The sequence below is a fragment of the Paenibacillus sp. WLX2291 genome (genome assembly GCF_046603665.1).
In the GTDB taxonomy this organism is placed as follows: domain Bacteria; phylum Bacillota; class Bacilli; order Paenibacillales; family Paenibacillaceae; genus Saccharibacillus.
This window is the reverse complement of record NZ_CP176755.1, coordinates 1,354,132-1,369,846: the sequence shown is the minus strand read 5'-3', so window position 1 is coordinate 1,369,846 and position 15,715 is coordinate 1,354,132. Positions and strand designations below refer to the sequence as shown.

Sequence of the window (15,715 nt, the reverse complement as noted above, 5' to 3'; positions counted from 1 at the left end):
TCCTTTCCATCCCTGTCTAATCAACGCTTTATCCACTAAAGGAGGATTATTCCAATGGTTAACATGAATGTGAACACAAACGAAACAAATGTCATCATCAGTCGTCATATCCACGGTCAATTCGCTGAACATCTAGGGCGCTGTATTTATGAAGGACTGTGGGTTGGCCAAGACTCCCCTATTCCAAATACGGACGGTATTCGCAACGACGTTTTGGAAGCGCTTCAAAATTTACATATTCCGGTGCTACGCTGGCCGGGCGGTTGTTTTGCAGATGAATATCATTGGAAAGATGGCGTAGGTCCACTGGAAGAACGCGCACGCATGGTAAACAGCCATTGGGGCGGTGTTGAGGAAAATAACCATTTCGGTACGCATGAATTCCTGCGACTGTGTGAACTGCTGGATACAGAGCCATACATTAGCGGCAACGTAGGCAGCGGTACTGTGCACGAAATGCAGCAATGGGTTGAATATATGACACAGGACGGTACGTCCCCGATGGCAGATTGGCGCCGCCGTAACGGTCGTGATGAACCGTGGAAGATCACCTACTTTGGCGTCGGCAACGAGAACTGGGGCTGCGGCGGCAATATGCGCCCGGAATATTACGCTGATCTGTATCGTCATTATTCCACCTATGTACGGAACTATGGCGACAACCAAATTTATAAAATCGCCTGCGGTCCCAACGTCGACGATTACAAATGGACTGAAGTGCTGATGCGTGAAGCGGCTCAGCATATGAACGGGCTAAGTCTGCACTATTATACATTGCCAAGTGGCGAATTTTTCCCAGTCAAAGGCCCTTCCACTGGCTTCAACGAAACCGAATGGTTCCGTACGCTGAAAAACACGTTATTCATGGAAGAATTAATCATCAAACATTCCAAAATTATGGACAAATACGATCCAGATAAAAAGGTCGGTCTTATCATCGACGAGTGGGGCATCTGGACGGATGTAGAGCCAGGCACAAATCCGGGATTCCTGTATCAGCAAAATACGATCCGTGATGCACTGATTGCTGGCGTCAATCTCCATTTATTTTACAAATACGCTGACCGTATCAAAATGGCAAATATCGCTCAAATGGTCAACGTACTGCAATCCATGGTGCTGACCGAAGGCGATCGTATGCTACTCACGCCAACGTATTATGTATTCAATCTGTATCAGGTGCATCAGGATAGCGAACGACTGGATCTGCAATTCGATAGCCCGTCATACGAATTCGGCGCACAATCCATTCCCAAAATCAGTGCGGCTGCTTCGCGTGATGCGCACGGTCATATTCATATCACCGTCTGCAACCTGAGCCATAACGAATCAGAAGCATTCCAATGCCAATTGGATGGTGCTGGCTCCTACACGGCTACAGCACAAGTGATCGCTGGTGATGCACTGGATGCACACAATACGTTTGACCAACCAGATCGTGTTGCTCCGCAATCGCTTGAAGTAACGTTGTCGGCAGAAGGCGTACTGAGCTTTGAGCTACCGGCGGCTTCGGTCGCTGCGATCACTCTGTCGCAGGCTTGATGTTATCTTGCAAGATGGGGTTCATTTTAACCTATTCTGCCATTCGGAGGAGGTATAGCAAGCATTGAACTCACAACCTGCTCCCTCTCATCATGATCCATTTCGTCATCCTTCTTCACCGCCTGTGGATGCTGGCTGTAAAGGCTGTAACCGCAGCCCCCAGCTGTCTCAGGAAAAGATTGAACAGTTGGTAGTCATCGCTATTCAAGGTAAGCAGGAACATGAACTAGCAAATCCTGCTCTACAACAGGAACGTTTTAACACCTGTATGTCTTGCCCTTCCCTGCAATTCGGCACTACCTGTAAACATTGTGGTTGTCTGGTGCATATTCGCACGCGGCTAGTGGCTAGTCGTTGTCCGTCGCCCTATGGTGCACAGTGGGTATAATCACCAGAATGATCAATCACGATCGATAGATATGTATATTCTCCAATAGGGAGAGCATCCTGCAACCGTGTAGTGTATAATCGTTACGAGTTATGATTGCACAACAGCACTACGTTAACAACACTCATCAATTACGCGCCCGGCAAGCTGTAACAGGTCTGCCGATATTATGGAGGGTATTCATGTCAGCACATCAATTGGAACAATTGTACAAGGAACATACATTGCAGGAAGATACACTGATCGATATTGTACATCAATGCTCAGTTGTACCCTTGTTGTACGATGAAGGTGGTCAGTTGAAGCTGGAAGATTTCCACGAGCAGCTAGAGCAACCGTTACACGGTGAAATTGCCGAAGCCGCAGATGCGCTGTATACCGTCGTGATCCAAGCCTTTGCATTGCATCAGGCAGCGGAAGATTACGAGCGCTTGCAGGATGCTATCAGCTTGCAGGAAGATCTATATATGACTGGTGTATTATCGCTCACCGATTGGATCGACTGGTTGCAACGAGCAGCGGAAGGTACTCAGCAACTACCGGAAGTTGATTTTCACAGCTTGTTTGAAGATCTGCCGGAAGGATATATGGTGCAAGATTTCCACGACGATCTGACGTTCATTTTGCAACAGCCAGAGCATGATAAATACGCCGAAGCTGTACACCAGCAAACGCTGTTGTATACTCAACTCGGCGTAAAATAAAGATAGGCTTCACCATGCAAAAGACAACTTTGATTGTATGGAATATGTCCTCTTCGAATACGGAGAAATAAAAGACCCTTCAGGCATAGGCAAGCTGCTATATAGCAGCTGCCTGACATCCTGAAGGGTCTTTTTAGTTCATTTCAGTTATTGTACGTATGATCATTTGGGTTTGTTGATTTTCACCAGTGCGTTCACCGTTCTTTTCACAGTCGGGTCGGCAACGGAAGTGAGTTGAATTTGCAGACGAGCAATACGGTAATCGGTATACGGATATTTGATCAGCGTACCATTGTTATCTACGTATTTCACGTCACTGCTAGACAAGATTTTGTACTCTACGCGACCGTCTTGCGGCAGGTTCAGTACTGGTTGACCCAATACATTATTGCCATCCAGAATGTAGTTAAACGCTCTGGCAGCTGTATTGATGCGGTCTTTTTCTGTACCGTCTACGCGGTAAGAAGCATAGGCACGTTTGAGTGTGCTTTGTTTAACATTGCCACTAGAGTCGATGTTGTACGCAACGAGTTCCAGTTTGTACACGCCTTTGCCCAGTACTTTGTAAACAGGCTTGCCTGTATCGTCTTGACCGATATAGACATTATCTACATTGCTGAACTGGTAATGCCCTGGTGCGAATACTGGATACCCTTGTTCCGTTGGCGTTTGTACCGCTTGTGCCAGAGTTCCTACATATTCATCTTCCAGATTGTATGCATACAGTTCCAATACGTTTGTATCACTAGTCAGCAAGCGGAAACCTACATTCGTAGAATCCTGTTTGCCGTTCAGCGTAATCTTCGGCTGGCTAACAGTTACTTCTTGGAGACCAAGTCCGCTATCTGGATCGTTTTTGCCAACATGAGCGACGAATGGCAGATGCAGTGTCGGATAACCGGCAGCTGTCAGTACAACTTCGCCTTCGTATGCTCCTTCTGCTGCGGTAGATGCTGCTTGTACCGACAGTGAGAATTGTGATGCATTGCCTGCGCTCGCTGTTACGGAACCGTCAGCATTTACGCCTTTGAGGGAAGCGGTGAGTTTACTTACATCCGGCGTAGCTGTTGGTGCATACGGATCGGAAGTAACATTCGCATGCAGCTTCACGCTCGCTTTGTACGTAACGGACGAACCGGACGTATTTTTCAGTTGCAGTGTTTTATCTACCGCATCGCCACCAGCTGTCAGTACACCGAAGGCTGCGGATGGATTGTAGTTCGTTACTTTTGTTTTATTCCAGTTTTTGTCCAGAATTGTGATATCTTCGACCGTTTGCAATACTGCTGGTGTATACACGGCAGAGCCTACATTGGCGCGACCTGCACCTTGAGAATATACATCATACTGTGTACCACTTGGATCGGACAGATTATCCGCCGTGTTGGCAAGTGCCGCACGAATATCAAATGGTGTCCAGTTTGGATGTTCTTGCTTCAGCAACACAGCCATACCAGCTACGTGCGGAGACGCCATACTTGTTCCGTTTTCACGCTCATACGCTTGTGCGTACGAAGCATCTTTGATGTATTTGCCATAAGCCGGGATTGAGGAGCGGATACCGACACCTGGTGCAGATACATCTGGCTTGATACCGAGCAATCCATCCTGGTTCGGACCACGGGAACTAAAGTCTGCCATGTAGTCGCCTGGCACTTCAGTTTTCGGATAGCTGCTGCCAAAAGCAAAGGAAACTTCGCCATTGTTGCTGCTCAGCGCTTTGCGTGCCAGTGCGCGTCCTTCTTTACCAGCCAGATCGAATGTTGGCACATAGTCGAAACCTTCGCCGATAAAGGCAGTGGAACCGATATGACCATCACGACCGGAGATGCTTTCCGACAGATCAGCTTCAGTGGCATTGCTTGCTTTAGCATTACCATTGAAAATGATGATCGCTTTGGCACCATGTTTGTGTGCATTTGCCATTTTTTCGACGAATGGCAGATTACCACGCGATACGAGTACTACTTTATCTTTTACATCTTTGCCATCATAGTCTGCTTCTGCACCCAGACCGACATATACGCCATCCAGTGCTTTCGTACCCAGAATGGAAGCAAAGTCTTCTTTGGCTACTTGCCAGCCCATCACGTTCAGACCATAGCTTTGTGCATCATCATATACATTTTGGCTAACGGTTGGACCGTTGCCATCCAGATAGTTCACGCTGGAAGCTTCAGAAGTAGCCGCTGCCTTCGTGCTGCCATATACAGAAGCTGTTACGCTAGCTGTATAGAGAGAATACGGAGTAGACGATGCACCAACCGAGATGGCGAGCTGTGCACTCGCTGGTGAACCCATCGAGTAGTAGTAATATCCAGCTGTCGCTGCGTTACCATTCGCTACTACCGCAGTTACACCGCTCAATACGGCATTGTTGATCGCTACGGAATCCGGGGAATTTACATTTTTCTCGGAATCGGAACCGAGTGACAAATTGATTACGTCCATGCCGTCTTTGACTGCATGCTCGATACCGTCAATCACCTGTGCGGAAGAACCGGACGCACGATTGGTTTGTGGGTTACGGGACAATACGCGGTAAGCATACAGGTCTGCTCCGTACGCTACCCCTTTTTGTACGATATCACTTGTTGTATTGGCAGCACGACCGACAATCGTACCGGATACGTGTGTACCGTGCGATGTGCCGGAGAAGCCAGTGCCGTACGGATCTTCTTCTACCGACAATGGACGATCTTCATACGGATCTTTGTCCTTGTCTACGGAATCATAGCCGCCTTTGTAAGCGTCTTTCAGATCGGGGTGGTAATAATCGACACCGGTATCAATAACACCGACTTTGACACCTTTACCCGTCAAGCCTTTTGCCCATGCGGTCTGCGCACCGATCAGGGACAACGGGGAAGCATCATATGTAGCTTGCGTTGCCGTCAGCGATGGAGGGTCCTGTACAGGAATCGTGTAATACGTGCTGTTCTCATAAATGGATTTGACTCCATCCAGTTCCGCCAATTGTGGAATCTGATTGGCTGGAATTGTGATCTCCATCCCATTCAGTACCGTGTTGTAACGATAATTGACGTGCAGATTGATTCCTTTGGCTACTGCACGGCTCACGAGATCCGTCTGCTGATTGTTGACCGTACTTTCCGTAGATTCAGCGGCAAGCGACTGCAATCCAAGCTGGGACGCATATTCACCAACAGCAGCTGGCTGTGTAGTGAGCTGAACAATAACGCGAATATTCGCTTTGCTGCCGGTATTGATATTCGGAGAGATGACATGTTCTTGGCTACTGCTGTTAAGACCAATCAGATGGTCAGGCAGTGTCTTCTGCTCCAGTATGTATGGCGATTCGGCAGTTCCTAACGTTGCAGCATGTGCAGCTCCCGGCGTCCAGATCGTTCCGGCAGCAAGCAGCGCTGCCATCGAAACTGTGGACAGCCTGCGTAAAACATGGAATTTCGTCAAATTACGTCCCTCATTTCGTGTAGTGTAATAAGATGTTGTCTGTGCAGCATACCCCTGCAATATTCCAGATTATTGCTATGTTAGCTTTATTGACCTCCTTCTTCAAAGTTTCCTTCATATTAGGAAGATTTTGTTACGTAGCATTATATTATCATCTGAATTGACCACTGGCTAGATATTTTATCCATGAATAGATATTTTTTGCGTTACTTATAATCTGCAAGTAATATTTTATTAATCCGCACAAAAAAATCCGCCTAACCGCCCTTTTTTTGCCCTCTTATCGTTCCAACGACATAACAAAAAAGCATTCAGCTTTCTGCATGTTTATTAATGCAGCCGCCAAATGCTTTAGCAAAAATGAGGTTGGAATCGTGCCATCTTGTATGTGATGCCGTTCGTCTCTACTATTTTATTCCTCACGTGGAACGAGATCAAAGATCGTTCCTTCCTCCATCGCATCGATCAGACGATCTAGCCAGAGATAATATTTGATTGATTCCTGCATTTTCTTTTTATCTTCTAATAATACGTCCCGCACAGTAGGTTCTTCCAACTCTGTAATCAGCCGATCAATCTCCCGTACGGATTTGCGTAGAATTAACATATTACTCTCTACTGCTTTCCGCCATTTGATAACGAAAAAATCAGTAAACGTCTGATACCAATCATATTCCACTTCATACAAATCTTTGCGTGAACCTTTTTCCCATACTTTATTGACCATATGCAAATCCAGCAGATTGCGTACCCCCGTACTCATGCTAGTTTTGCTCATCGCCATTTCTTTTCCCATCTCATCCAATGTCATCGGACGATCAGCAAAAAAAAGCAAGCCATATAGATGACCGGTCGAATGCGAGATGCCGTATAGATCCATGTTGCGACCGATAACCTCGATCACTCGCTTTCGCAACTTTTGTATTGTTTCCAGCTGGTTTTCATCTAATTGGTCCAAGCTCATGCTTGCACACTCCATTCTATATATACAGTTTATACGAAATAATCCGAAATAAATGAACATTCATCATTTTAAAAAAATTATCAAAAAAAGTAAAGTGGAGTATTTGGGAGTATTCCATAGCATAGTATAGCATTTATATTGTAAACATCGTACAGTTTTTTCTGTACAAACTTATTATACGGATTTTACGGTTGATTTGCAAAATCAGATTTGCTACAATTAATCCCGTTGTGTTGCAAATCGTGAAAATCATATCACTGGAATGAAAAATATTCTTGTTTTCATTCGCGTCAAATTGGTTAAGTAGATTACTGTTGAATAAGTGACCGAGTAAGCAAATTCCAATTTCAATCCGTTGCCGGACGTTTTGACGCTTCGCAGGTGATACACAAACTTCGGCTAACTCGTGCAATATGCATGACCATTCTTTTCCTACTATATATAAGGGGTGACGATGTAATGTCTATTCTGGAAATCAAAAATGTCAGTAAGCTGTTTGGACCACATGCAGAACAGGGTGCAAAACTGTTGGAGCAAGGCTGGACCAAAGAAAAAATGGCGAAAGAAAAGCAGACCACCGTCGGTGTCAACCGTGTCAATATGGAGATTAACGAAGGTGAAATCTTCGTAATCATGGGTCTGTCCGGTAGTGGTAAGTCCACTCTCGTGCGTATGTTCAACCGTTTAATCGAGCCAACTTCCGGAGAGATTCTCGTTAACGGCAAAGACCTTCGCAAAATGAACAAAGAACAACTGCGTACTGTACGTCGTAAAACAATCAGTATGGTATTCCAAAAATTCGCACTGTTCCCACACCGTACTGTACTGGACAACGTTGAATACGGTCTGGAAGTACAAAAAGTACCAAAAGCTCAGCGTCGTGAGAAAGCACTGACTTCACTGGAACTCGTCGGTCTCAAAGGCTGGGGCGAGAAAATGCCAGATGAGCTGAGTGGTGGTATGCAGCAGCGTGTCGGTCTAGCGCGTGCACTTGCCAACGATCCTGAAGTACTGCTGATGGATGAAGCGTTCAGCGCACTCGATCCACTGATTCGTCGCGATATGCAGGATGAGTTGTTGGAACTGCAAGATAAAATGAAAAAAACGATCATCTTCATCACGCATGATCTGGACGAAGCACTTCGTATCGGTGACCGCATCGCCCTGATGAAAGACGGCGCTGTCGTGCAAATCGGTACACCGGAAGAGATCATGATCCAACCAGCGAACTCTTATGTAGAACGCTTCGTAGAAGATGTCGATCTGTCCAAAGTACTGACTGCGGCACATGTTATGCGCAGACCGGAAACGATCACACTGGATCGCGGACCTCGTGTTGCGCTGGAACTGATGCGCGAACGCGGGATTTCCAATCTGTTTGTCATTGACCGCTCCAAGAAAATGCTTGGTATTATTACAGCCGAAGATGCAGCTACTGCTGTTCGTCAACAACAGAAGCTTGAAGATATCCTGATCAAAGACGTTCCGTATGTAGAGCCTGAACGCATGCTGAACGATCTATTCGAAATGGTAAGTACGGCCAAATTGCCGGTTGCTGTCGTCGACGAAAGAGAACGCCTGACAGGTGTAATCGTACGTGGCGCACTGCTGGGTGCACTGGCTGGAGAAGTTCAGAACGAGGAGGTTGCTTTAAATGCCTAAGATTCCTATTGCAAACTGGATTGATGTAATTGTGGAATGGCTCAGTATCCACTGGGCTTCCCTATTCCGCGGAATTTCCAATATTATTACGTATGTGGTGGACATCTTCACTTGGTTGTTCATGCTACCGCATCCGTTCCTGTTCGTAGCGATTGTTGCTATTCTTGGTTATATGGCAGGACGATGGTCAATGGCGCTCTTTTCCGCGCTGGGCTTCCTGTTGATCTATAATCTTGGCTACTGGACAGAAACAATGAATACGCTCGGTCTTGTCGTTACATCGGCTCTGATCTCAATTGTTATCGGTGTACCACTCGGTATTTGGTGTGCATCTAGTAAAATTGCTGCACGCATCATTACGCCTGTACTCGACTTTATGCAGACAATGCCTGCATTCGTATATTTGCTGCCAGCCGTTACGTTCTTCAGCCTTGGTGTGGTACCGGGTGTTGTCGCATCGGTCATCTTTGCCCTGCCACCAACCATTCGTTTGACTCACCTCGGTATTACACAAGTATCCGAAGAACTGGTCGAAGCTGCTGACGCTTTCGGTTCCACTGGCGGACAAAAGCTGTTTAAAGTACAACTTCCACTTGCTCTGCCATCCGTTATGGCAGGGATCAACCAAACAATCATGCTGTCACTGTCTATGGTTGTTATCGCGTCCATGATCGGTGCACAAGGTATCGGTGCGGTTGTATATCGTGCAGTAGGTCAGCTCAAAATTGGTGAAGGGTTTGAAGCCGGTCTAGCTGTTGTCGTACTGGCGATTGTACTTGACCGTCTGTCCCAAAGCTTCTTTAATGGTAAACGCAGAAAAGCGGCTTAATTCAGCCGCTTTCCCTTTTGCCTGTCCATTTTTCCGCGTTAATAAACAATTTTAGATTAAGGAGCGACATGAACTCATGAGAAAACATAGAAATTGGATTCTGGCAGGTTGCATCGTGCTCATTATGATCATTTCCGCATGCAATCCAAACCGCCAGCCGTTTCCGAGCTTTCCTAACAGTGGCGCTGCCGCTGATACTTCTGCCCCTATAGGCGAGCAAGTGAATCATCAGATCATCGGTATTGATGCCGGTGCTGGTATTATGAAAGCTACACACAAAGCAATTGAAGACTACGGTCTGAGCGACTGGACACTGGTCGAAGGTTCCAGTGCCGCCATGACCGCTACACTGGCAAAAGCAATCCGTGATCAACAGCCTGTGATCATCACTGGTTGGACTCCACACTGGATGTTCAGCAAATATGATCTGAAATACCTTGAAGATCCCAAAAAATCATACGGTGATGCTGAAGAAATTCACACCATCGCTCGTAAAGGTCTAAAACAGGACGAGCCTACAGCATATCAATTCCTAGATCGTTTCTCCTGGACTTCGGACGAAATGGGCGAAATCATGGTTGCCATTCAAGATGGCGCTGATCCAGCACAAGCTGCCAAAGATTGGGCAGACAAACATGCTGATAAAGTAAACGAATGGACAAAAGGCTTGAGCAAAGTAAGCGGCAAATCACTGACCCTAAGTTATGTAGCATGGGATTCTGAAATTGCCAGCACCAACCTTGCCAAATACATTTTGGAAAACAAACTGGGCTACAAAGTTACTGCATTGCAAGTTGAAGCTGGTCCAATGTTTACCGGTGTAGCCAACGGTGATGCTGATGCAACACTGGCAGCATGGTTGCCACTGACTCACGCCGACTACTGGGAAAAATACAAAGCCAAATTGGATGATCTTGGTCCAAGTATGACAGGTGTCAAAGTCGGTCTAGTTGTTCCATCGTATATGAATGTAAATTCGATCGAAGATCTGGCTGACCAACAAAAGTAATCCCTGTTCATTCTTTATTCATTTCCTTCCTCTTATAAGCAAGCAAATGAATAGGAATACTATGATGCCCTACCTATCTTCGATGAATATGTGCACCTAATTGAATGAATACACGAAACAACAAATAAAAAACAAAAAGCAGCTTGATACAAGCTGCTTTTTGTTTTAAATATACCTATTCTATTCCACACACTCAAAGGAGCGATGTGCGCACATGATGAAGTACAGAAAAAGAACTGACCAACAAAAGTAATCCCTGTTCATTCTTTATTCATTTCCTTCCTCTTATAAGCAAGCAAATGAATAGGAATACTATGATGCCCTACCTATCTTCGATGAATATGTGCACCTAATTGAATGAATACACGAAACAACAAATAAAAAACAAAAAGCAGCTTGATACAAGCTGCTTTTTGTTTTAAATATACCTATTCTATTCCACACACTCAAAGGAGCGATGTGCGCACATGATGAAGTACAGAAAAAGAATGATGTTTGGTTGTATCGTATTGATGTTGATCCTATTAACTGCCTGTAATCCAGAACGCCAGCCGTTTCCAAGCTTACCCGGTTCTAGCAAATCTTCAGCTTCAGAACCAATTGGTGAACAGCTGAACTACCAGATTACTGGTGTAGAACCTGCTGCTGGACAGATGCAGACCACACGGAAAGCGATGGAACAATATGGATTGAGCGATTGGTCTCTGTTATCCAGTTCCTCTGCCGCTATGCCTGCTGCGCTAGAACGTGCAATTAACACCCAACAACCGATTGTTGTTACGGGTTGGACTCCGCACTGGATGTTTAACAAGTACGATCTAAAATATCTTGATGATCCCAAAAACATATTTGGTAGCGGTGAAGAGATTCATACCGTAACTCGCAAAAATCTCAAACAAGATGAACCTTCTGCCTATGCTTTTTTAGATCGTTTCTTCTGGACATCAGAGGAAATGCAGGAGATTATGGTTACTGTTCAAGATGGTGCTGATCCTGCCGATGCTGTGAAACAATGGGCAGATGCCCATCCTGATCGTATCAAGGAATGGACAGATGGCATCAAACCAGTCAGCGGTAAAACGATCAAACTAAGCTACCCGGCATGGGATTCCGAGATCGTAAGTACAAATCTGATCGCCTATATTTTAAAAGAAAAACTTGGGTACAATGTGAGTATGATGCAGGTCGAAGTTGGCCCGATGTATGTAGGTCTGGCTAATGGCGATACGGATGCGATCGTGGCTGCCTGGCTGCCAACGACACATGTTGAGTACTGGAAGCAGTACAAAGCCAAATTGGATGATCTCGGTCCAAATATGAAAGGCGTACGTATTGGACTGGTTGTTCCTGCTTATATGAATATCGATTCGATTGAGGATCTGGCTACTTCCTCTTCCGGTTCTTAAATTATGTAATTGATGGCTATGCCTGTAGAAGCATGAAATACAAAAAAGGTGCATTCCCCTTAGTATAAAGGGAAATGCACCTTTTTCATTTGCTGGTATACCATAGTTTAGCTGCATTTTGATTCGTACATTAAGAGTACAGCATCGCTATACAGTACCAGCAGACGTTGCGATTGCGTATCTTTTACAGACCGCTATCCGAATCGTCCTGATGTTTGTTCAGCTTTCTGATCCACAGACCGAATGCAATACATGCCGCTACAATCATCACTGCATACAGCAGGATATAAGGGGTATGTGCATTAAATTCCATAAATAAAGGCAACAGAGCCGTCATCGCCGCTTCCACGTTACGTCCTCCTTCAACATTTGCAAATATACACTACTAGGTTTTTACCCATTCTCCCATTATTTTACCTCAAATAATACGCGGGTGCCATCTGGATAATTGTCTAATTGGTTACTAATCCATGATCCGGCGCCTCGATTGTCCGATGGTGTGACATATCGTATATCCGCACCGGCTCCGCCTTCACTACACATCGCCATCGGCCACTCGTCCCGATCATACCCTTTGCGGGTTGGTGTTCCTTTAAGCGATTGCTTGCGATTGGCGTCTGCACCGGAACGATCAATCGTACAGATTGCCGATTCACCAGCAGCGATTGCATCACGAATATGCGCAGCGGTCTTCGGGTAACGGTCAGCAGGAAACTGTAGCGTGTAATCCGCCTGACCGCTCTGCCGGGTGCTCGTCGTACCTGATGATGATTGCAGCTGATCCGTTACATGAGATAAATCCAGCTTACCAGTAATCAGATACATGACAATCGCAACAACAACGGCGGTTAACAGCGCCCACTTTTTCTTCGATGACATAACATACAATTCCTCCTGCTTGATAACTACCGTCCGATGATATAACGGTACTGTATCAGTATAAACGGGATTGCATGTCATGGGAACATACGTTTAGGTCAAATTTTGAAACGCTGTACTTCCTCTTGCAACTCGATCGACAATTGACTGAGCGAATCCGCAGCCGTGGAGATTTCGCGCATCATTTCTACCTGTTGATTGGATGCATTCGCAGCGTTGACCGAACGGGATGTGATGCTTTCCGACATGCCTGCGATATTGTTCTCTGCTGCCATAATATGCTTGGACGCATTAGCCAATTCATCGGAAGAACGGAATGCTTCTTCCACCTGTGAGGTGACCAGACGAATCGTATCCTGAACAGTATTGAAAATTTGCCCCATTTGCTGTACAGCTTCCGTACCGCTCTGTACTTGACGGGCGCCTTCTTCCATTTTGGATACAGTATACGCCATATTTTGAATCATATCTTCGATCTTGGTCGTAATCTGACCAGCAGACTGACTGGAATAATCGGACAACTTTTTCACTTCGCTGGCAACGACTGCAAAGCCCTGACCATGCTCGCCTGCACGCGCCGCTTCAATCGACGCATTGAGTGACAGCAGATTTGTTTGACTAGCAATATCACGAATGACCTGTACAATCGCAGCAATCTCCTGTGAATGCTCTGCCAATTTATACAGGGAGTTGGCAGTTTCCTGTACGGTTCCATCGATGACACTCATCTGCGAAATGGTATGCTGCACATTGTGGTTGCCTTGATCGACTTCATTCAATACACGCTCAGAGGAACGCGATACCTGCGATGTAGCATCGACGATATGCGAGATACTGGATGCGCCTTGCTCCAGACGATCATTGTTCATATTCACCTGTGTTTTCTGTAATTCGGCAGAGTCGGAAATTTCGTTGACCATTTTGGCAGTCGTTTCTGCTACACTCATACCTTCTTCGGCGTTAGCATACAATTGCTCGGATGCGGATGCCATTTGTTCGGAGCTGATCGAAATGACTTTCATCAAATCACGCAGTTTATTCTTCATCAGGTTAAATGATTCTGCCATCTGGTGCAGCTCATCGCGCGACTTCAGATGAATGTCTGGAATGGTCAGATTGCCATCCGCAATTTCACGAGCAGAGTCAGCGACCATTTTAATTGGTTTGGAGAACATACGCACAACCAGCCCTGCAATCGCCAGCCCGATCAATACCGCAACGATGACCGCGATAACCATTGTCCAGAGTACATGAGTTACGACAGCGGCATTGGCAGCTTTGGCTATATCCAGCTGTTGACGCTCATAGTCTTCCATTTGCTGTGCTTTTTCTGCCAGCTTCTGTGCCATCGGTACACACTGCGTCGATACAATCTGAGTGTAAGCTGCTTGATCACCTGCCTGTTTCAATACAATCAGCTGATCGGTTAATTTTCCATATTCGGTTTGTAAAGTAGCAAATTCCTCAAGTAACTGTGGATTGCTATCCGCCAGCACTGTACGCAAAGTTACCAATTCGGCAGCCATATCGGTTTTGGCTTTATTCAAATAATCCAATTGATCCTGTCGACCAGTTAACAAATAACCACGCATGTATTTGGTCTCATCCGCAGCCATATATTTTAAATCTTTGATTCCCATAATGTTCTCTACCCTGCCGTTGAGCAGATTCTCATAACTCGTATTCATATAACGAGTTGCATATCCACTGATTCCAGCAACAATCAGTACAATGAGAATCATAATCGTAAATACGCCGTATAGCTTCATTTTAATGTTCATTCATAAACTCCCCCTGGTAATGGTCAGTGTACGTATAAAGGTTCCAATCATCTCTTTAGCTATATCGGTTTTTCACACCAGTATTAAATAGATTTGGGTTTATTTTCAAATTTTCGGCATATACATCACTTTACTCAATCGGTATAGACGAAATAACGACAATTTTCGATTTTTTAGAAACGTTTATATAACTTGCTGCGTATATCCCCATAACTAATGAGCCTGCTATATATAGACAGGCAGAATTGCATACTTACTATTTATTCTTAAAGGAGAAATGTCTATGTCATTCTTTAACAAAATGCTTGCACGCGTTGGTGTCGGTGCTGCCAAAATCGATACGGTGGTGGAGCAGCGCGAATATTATCCGAATAGTGAAATCCGCGGTGTGGTATACATTCAGGGCGGTAACGTGGATCAGGAAGTCGGTAACATCTATATCGAAGTGATGACTCAGTATATCCGCGAAGAAGACGATAAAAAGCATCATGTCAATTACACCATCGCCAAACACAGAGTTTCCGAACGTACGGTTGTAAAAAGTAATCAGAAAACAGAAGTCCCTTTTTCCTTTATTCTGCCTCCGCAAACGCCACTCACGCTAGGCAATCAGAAAGTGTGGCTGCATACCGGACTGGATATCGAGATGAGCATGGACCCGACCGATCAGGATTATATCGTGGTTAGACCGCATCCTTATATGGATATCGTATTGGAAGCAACCGAGCTGCTTGGCTTTCGCTTCAAAGCGTCCAGTGTAGAATACGCCTCCCGCGCGCCGTTCGGTGTTCCATACGTACAGGAGATTGAATTTTACCCGGGACCAGATTTTAAAGGGCAGATTACGGAGCTGGAATTGATGATGGCATTCCGTAGTGACGGATTGCAGGTACTAGTAGAAGTAGATCGTCGTGGTCGCGGATTAGGTGGATTTTTCGCAAGTGCATTCGATATGGATGAGCGTCAGGCGTGGCTTGATCTGAGTGCTGCCGAGTTGAACCGCGGTGCACATCATGTCGCAGATCGTTTGGAGTATCTGATCGATCAAAATAGCTGATCGTATCCAATCTAGTCGTAATCATCAAGATTGAAAAAAGTTTCACTTACGACATATTG

Annotated in this window: 11 protein-coding genes and 1 pseudogene; 7 read left to right on the top strand and 5 right to left on the bottom strand. The window is 45.5% G+C overall.

Going from position 1 to position 15,715, the window contains the following annotated elements:
* The first annotated feature begins 54 nt into the window (after positions 1 to 54).
* The 3 genes from ACDE64_RS05860 to ACDE64_RS05850 all read left to right on the top strand — a co-directional run bounded on the left by ACDE64_RS05860 (position 55) and on the right by ACDE64_RS05850 (position 2,634).
* Positions 55 to 1,542, top strand: coding sequence for an alpha-N-arabinofuranosidase (locus ACDE64_RS05860; RefSeq protein WP_411349322.1), 1,488 nt, complete (start codon positions 55 to 57; stop codon positions 1,540 to 1,542).
* A 64-nt stretch (positions 1,543 to 1,606) separates the two neighbouring features.
* Positions 1,607 to 1,930 carry a DUF6171 family protein gene (locus ACDE64_RS05855; protein ID WP_411349321.1) on the top strand — a complete coding sequence of 108 codons (324 nt, stop codon included), beginning with the start codon at positions 1,607 to 1,609 and terminating at the stop codon, positions 1,928 to 1,930.
* 182 nt (positions 1,931 to 2,112) lie between these two features.
* Positions 2,113 to 2,634 (top strand): hypothetical protein, encoded by a 522-nt coding sequence (locus ACDE64_RS05850; RefSeq protein WP_411349320.1) that lies wholly within the window; start codon positions 2,113 to 2,115, stop codon positions 2,632 to 2,634.
* Positions 2,635 to 2,796: 162 nt separating this feature from the next.
* Here ACDE64_RS05850 and ACDE64_RS05845 read toward each other — a convergent pair whose 3' ends face one another.
* A complete protein-coding gene (locus tag ACDE64_RS05845; RefSeq protein WP_411349319.1) occupies positions 2,797 to 6,069 on the bottom strand; it encodes a S8 family serine peptidase in 3,273 nt (1,090 codons plus the stop codon).
* Positions 6,070 to 6,481: 412 nt separating this feature from the next.
* Complete coding sequence (locus ACDE64_RS05840) at positions 6,482 to 7,033, bottom strand: GbsR/MarR family transcriptional regulator (RefSeq protein WP_411349318.1); 552 nt, start codon at positions 7,031 to 7,033, stop codon at positions 6,482 to 6,484.
* 459 nt (positions 7,034 to 7,492) lie between these two features.
* Between ACDE64_RS05840 and ACDE64_RS05835 the strand changes: the two genes are divergently transcribed.
* From ACDE64_RS05835 to ACDE64_RS05825, 3 genes and pseudogenes are all read left to right on the top strand, one after another.
* On the top strand, positions 7,493 to 8,695 hold the full coding sequence (locus ACDE64_RS05835; protein WP_411345547.1) for a quaternary amine ABC transporter ATP-binding protein: 1,203 nt from the start codon (positions 7,493 to 7,495) through the stop codon (positions 8,693 to 8,695).
* Positions 8,688 to 10,533: pseudogene (locus ACDE64_RS05830) on the top strand (glycine betaine ABC transporter substrate-binding protein). The gene ACDE64_RS05835 and the pseudogene ACDE64_RS05830 overlap by 8 nt, the downstream one beginning before the upstream one ends.
* A 467-nt stretch (positions 10,534 to 11,000) precedes the next feature.
* Positions 11,001 to 11,939 carry a glycine betaine ABC transporter substrate-binding protein gene (locus ACDE64_RS05825; RefSeq protein ID WP_411349317.1) on the top strand — a complete coding sequence of 313 codons (939 nt, stop codon included), beginning with the start codon at positions 11,001 to 11,003 and terminating at the stop codon, positions 11,937 to 11,939.
* A gap of 184 nt (positions 11,940 to 12,123) precedes the next feature.
* On the opposite strand, the gene ACDE64_RS05820 is transcribed toward ACDE64_RS05825, so the two are convergent.
* The 3 genes from ACDE64_RS05820 to ACDE64_RS05810 all read right to left on the bottom strand — a co-directional run bounded on the left by ACDE64_RS05820 (position 12,124) and on the right by ACDE64_RS05810 (position 14,599).
* The gene (locus ACDE64_RS05820; protein WP_411345544.1) at positions 12,124 to 12,288 is read right to left on the bottom strand and encodes a hypothetical protein; all 165 of its coding nucleotides are present in this window, start codon (positions 12,286 to 12,288) and stop codon (positions 12,124 to 12,126) included.
* Positions 12,289 to 12,347: 59 nt separating this feature from the next.
* Positions 12,348 to 12,818: a sporulation protein gene (locus ACDE64_RS05815; protein WP_411349316.1), complete on the bottom strand. Its 471-nt coding sequence runs from the start codon at positions 12,816 to 12,818 to the stop codon at positions 12,348 to 12,350.
* A 98-nt stretch (positions 12,819 to 12,916) separates the two neighbouring features.
* Positions 12,917 to 14,599, bottom strand: coding sequence for a methyl-accepting chemotaxis protein (locus ACDE64_RS05810; RefSeq protein WP_411349315.1), 1,683 nt, complete (start codon positions 14,597 to 14,599; stop codon positions 12,917 to 12,919).
* A 283-nt stretch (positions 14,600 to 14,882) separates the two neighbouring features.
* Between ACDE64_RS05810 and ACDE64_RS05805 the strand changes: the two genes are divergently transcribed.
* Positions 14,883 to 15,656, top strand: coding sequence for a sporulation protein (locus tag ACDE64_RS05805; protein ID WP_411349314.1), 774 nt, complete (start codon positions 14,883 to 14,885; stop codon positions 15,654 to 15,656).
* The last annotated feature ends 59 nt before the right edge of the window (positions 15,657 to 15,715 follow it).

Bases quoted from the DNA above. Each gene is read 5' to 3' on its own strand.
- ACDE64_RS05835 (WP_411345547.1), top strand. From the start codon at position 7,493: ATGTCTATTCTGGAAATCAAAAATGTCAGTAAGCTGTTTGGACCACAT.
- ACDE64_RS05825 (WP_411349317.1), top strand. From the start codon at position 11,001: ATGATGAAGTACAGAAAAAGAATGATGTTTGGTTGTATCGTATTGATG.
- ACDE64_RS05860 (WP_411349322.1), top strand. From the start codon at position 55: ATGGTTAACATGAATGTGAACACAAACGAAACAAATGTCATCATCAGT.
- ACDE64_RS05805 (WP_411349314.1), top strand. From the start codon at position 14,883: ATGTCATTCTTTAACAAAATGCTTGCACGCGTTGGTGTCGGTGCTGCC.
- ACDE64_RS05840 (WP_411349318.1), bottom strand. From the start codon at position 7,033: ATGAGCTTGGACCAATTAGATGAAAACCAGCTGGAAACAATACAAAAG.
- ACDE64_RS05810 (WP_411349315.1), bottom strand. From the start codon at position 14,599: ATGAACATTAAAATGAAGCTATACGGCGTATTTACGATTATGATTCTC.
- ACDE64_RS05850 (WP_411349320.1), top strand. From the start codon at position 2,113: ATGTCAGCACATCAATTGGAACAATTGTACAAGGAACATACATTGCAG.
- ACDE64_RS05815 (WP_411349316.1), bottom strand. From the start codon at position 12,818: ATGTCATCGAAGAAAAAGTGGGCGCTGTTAACCGCCGTTGTTGTTGCG.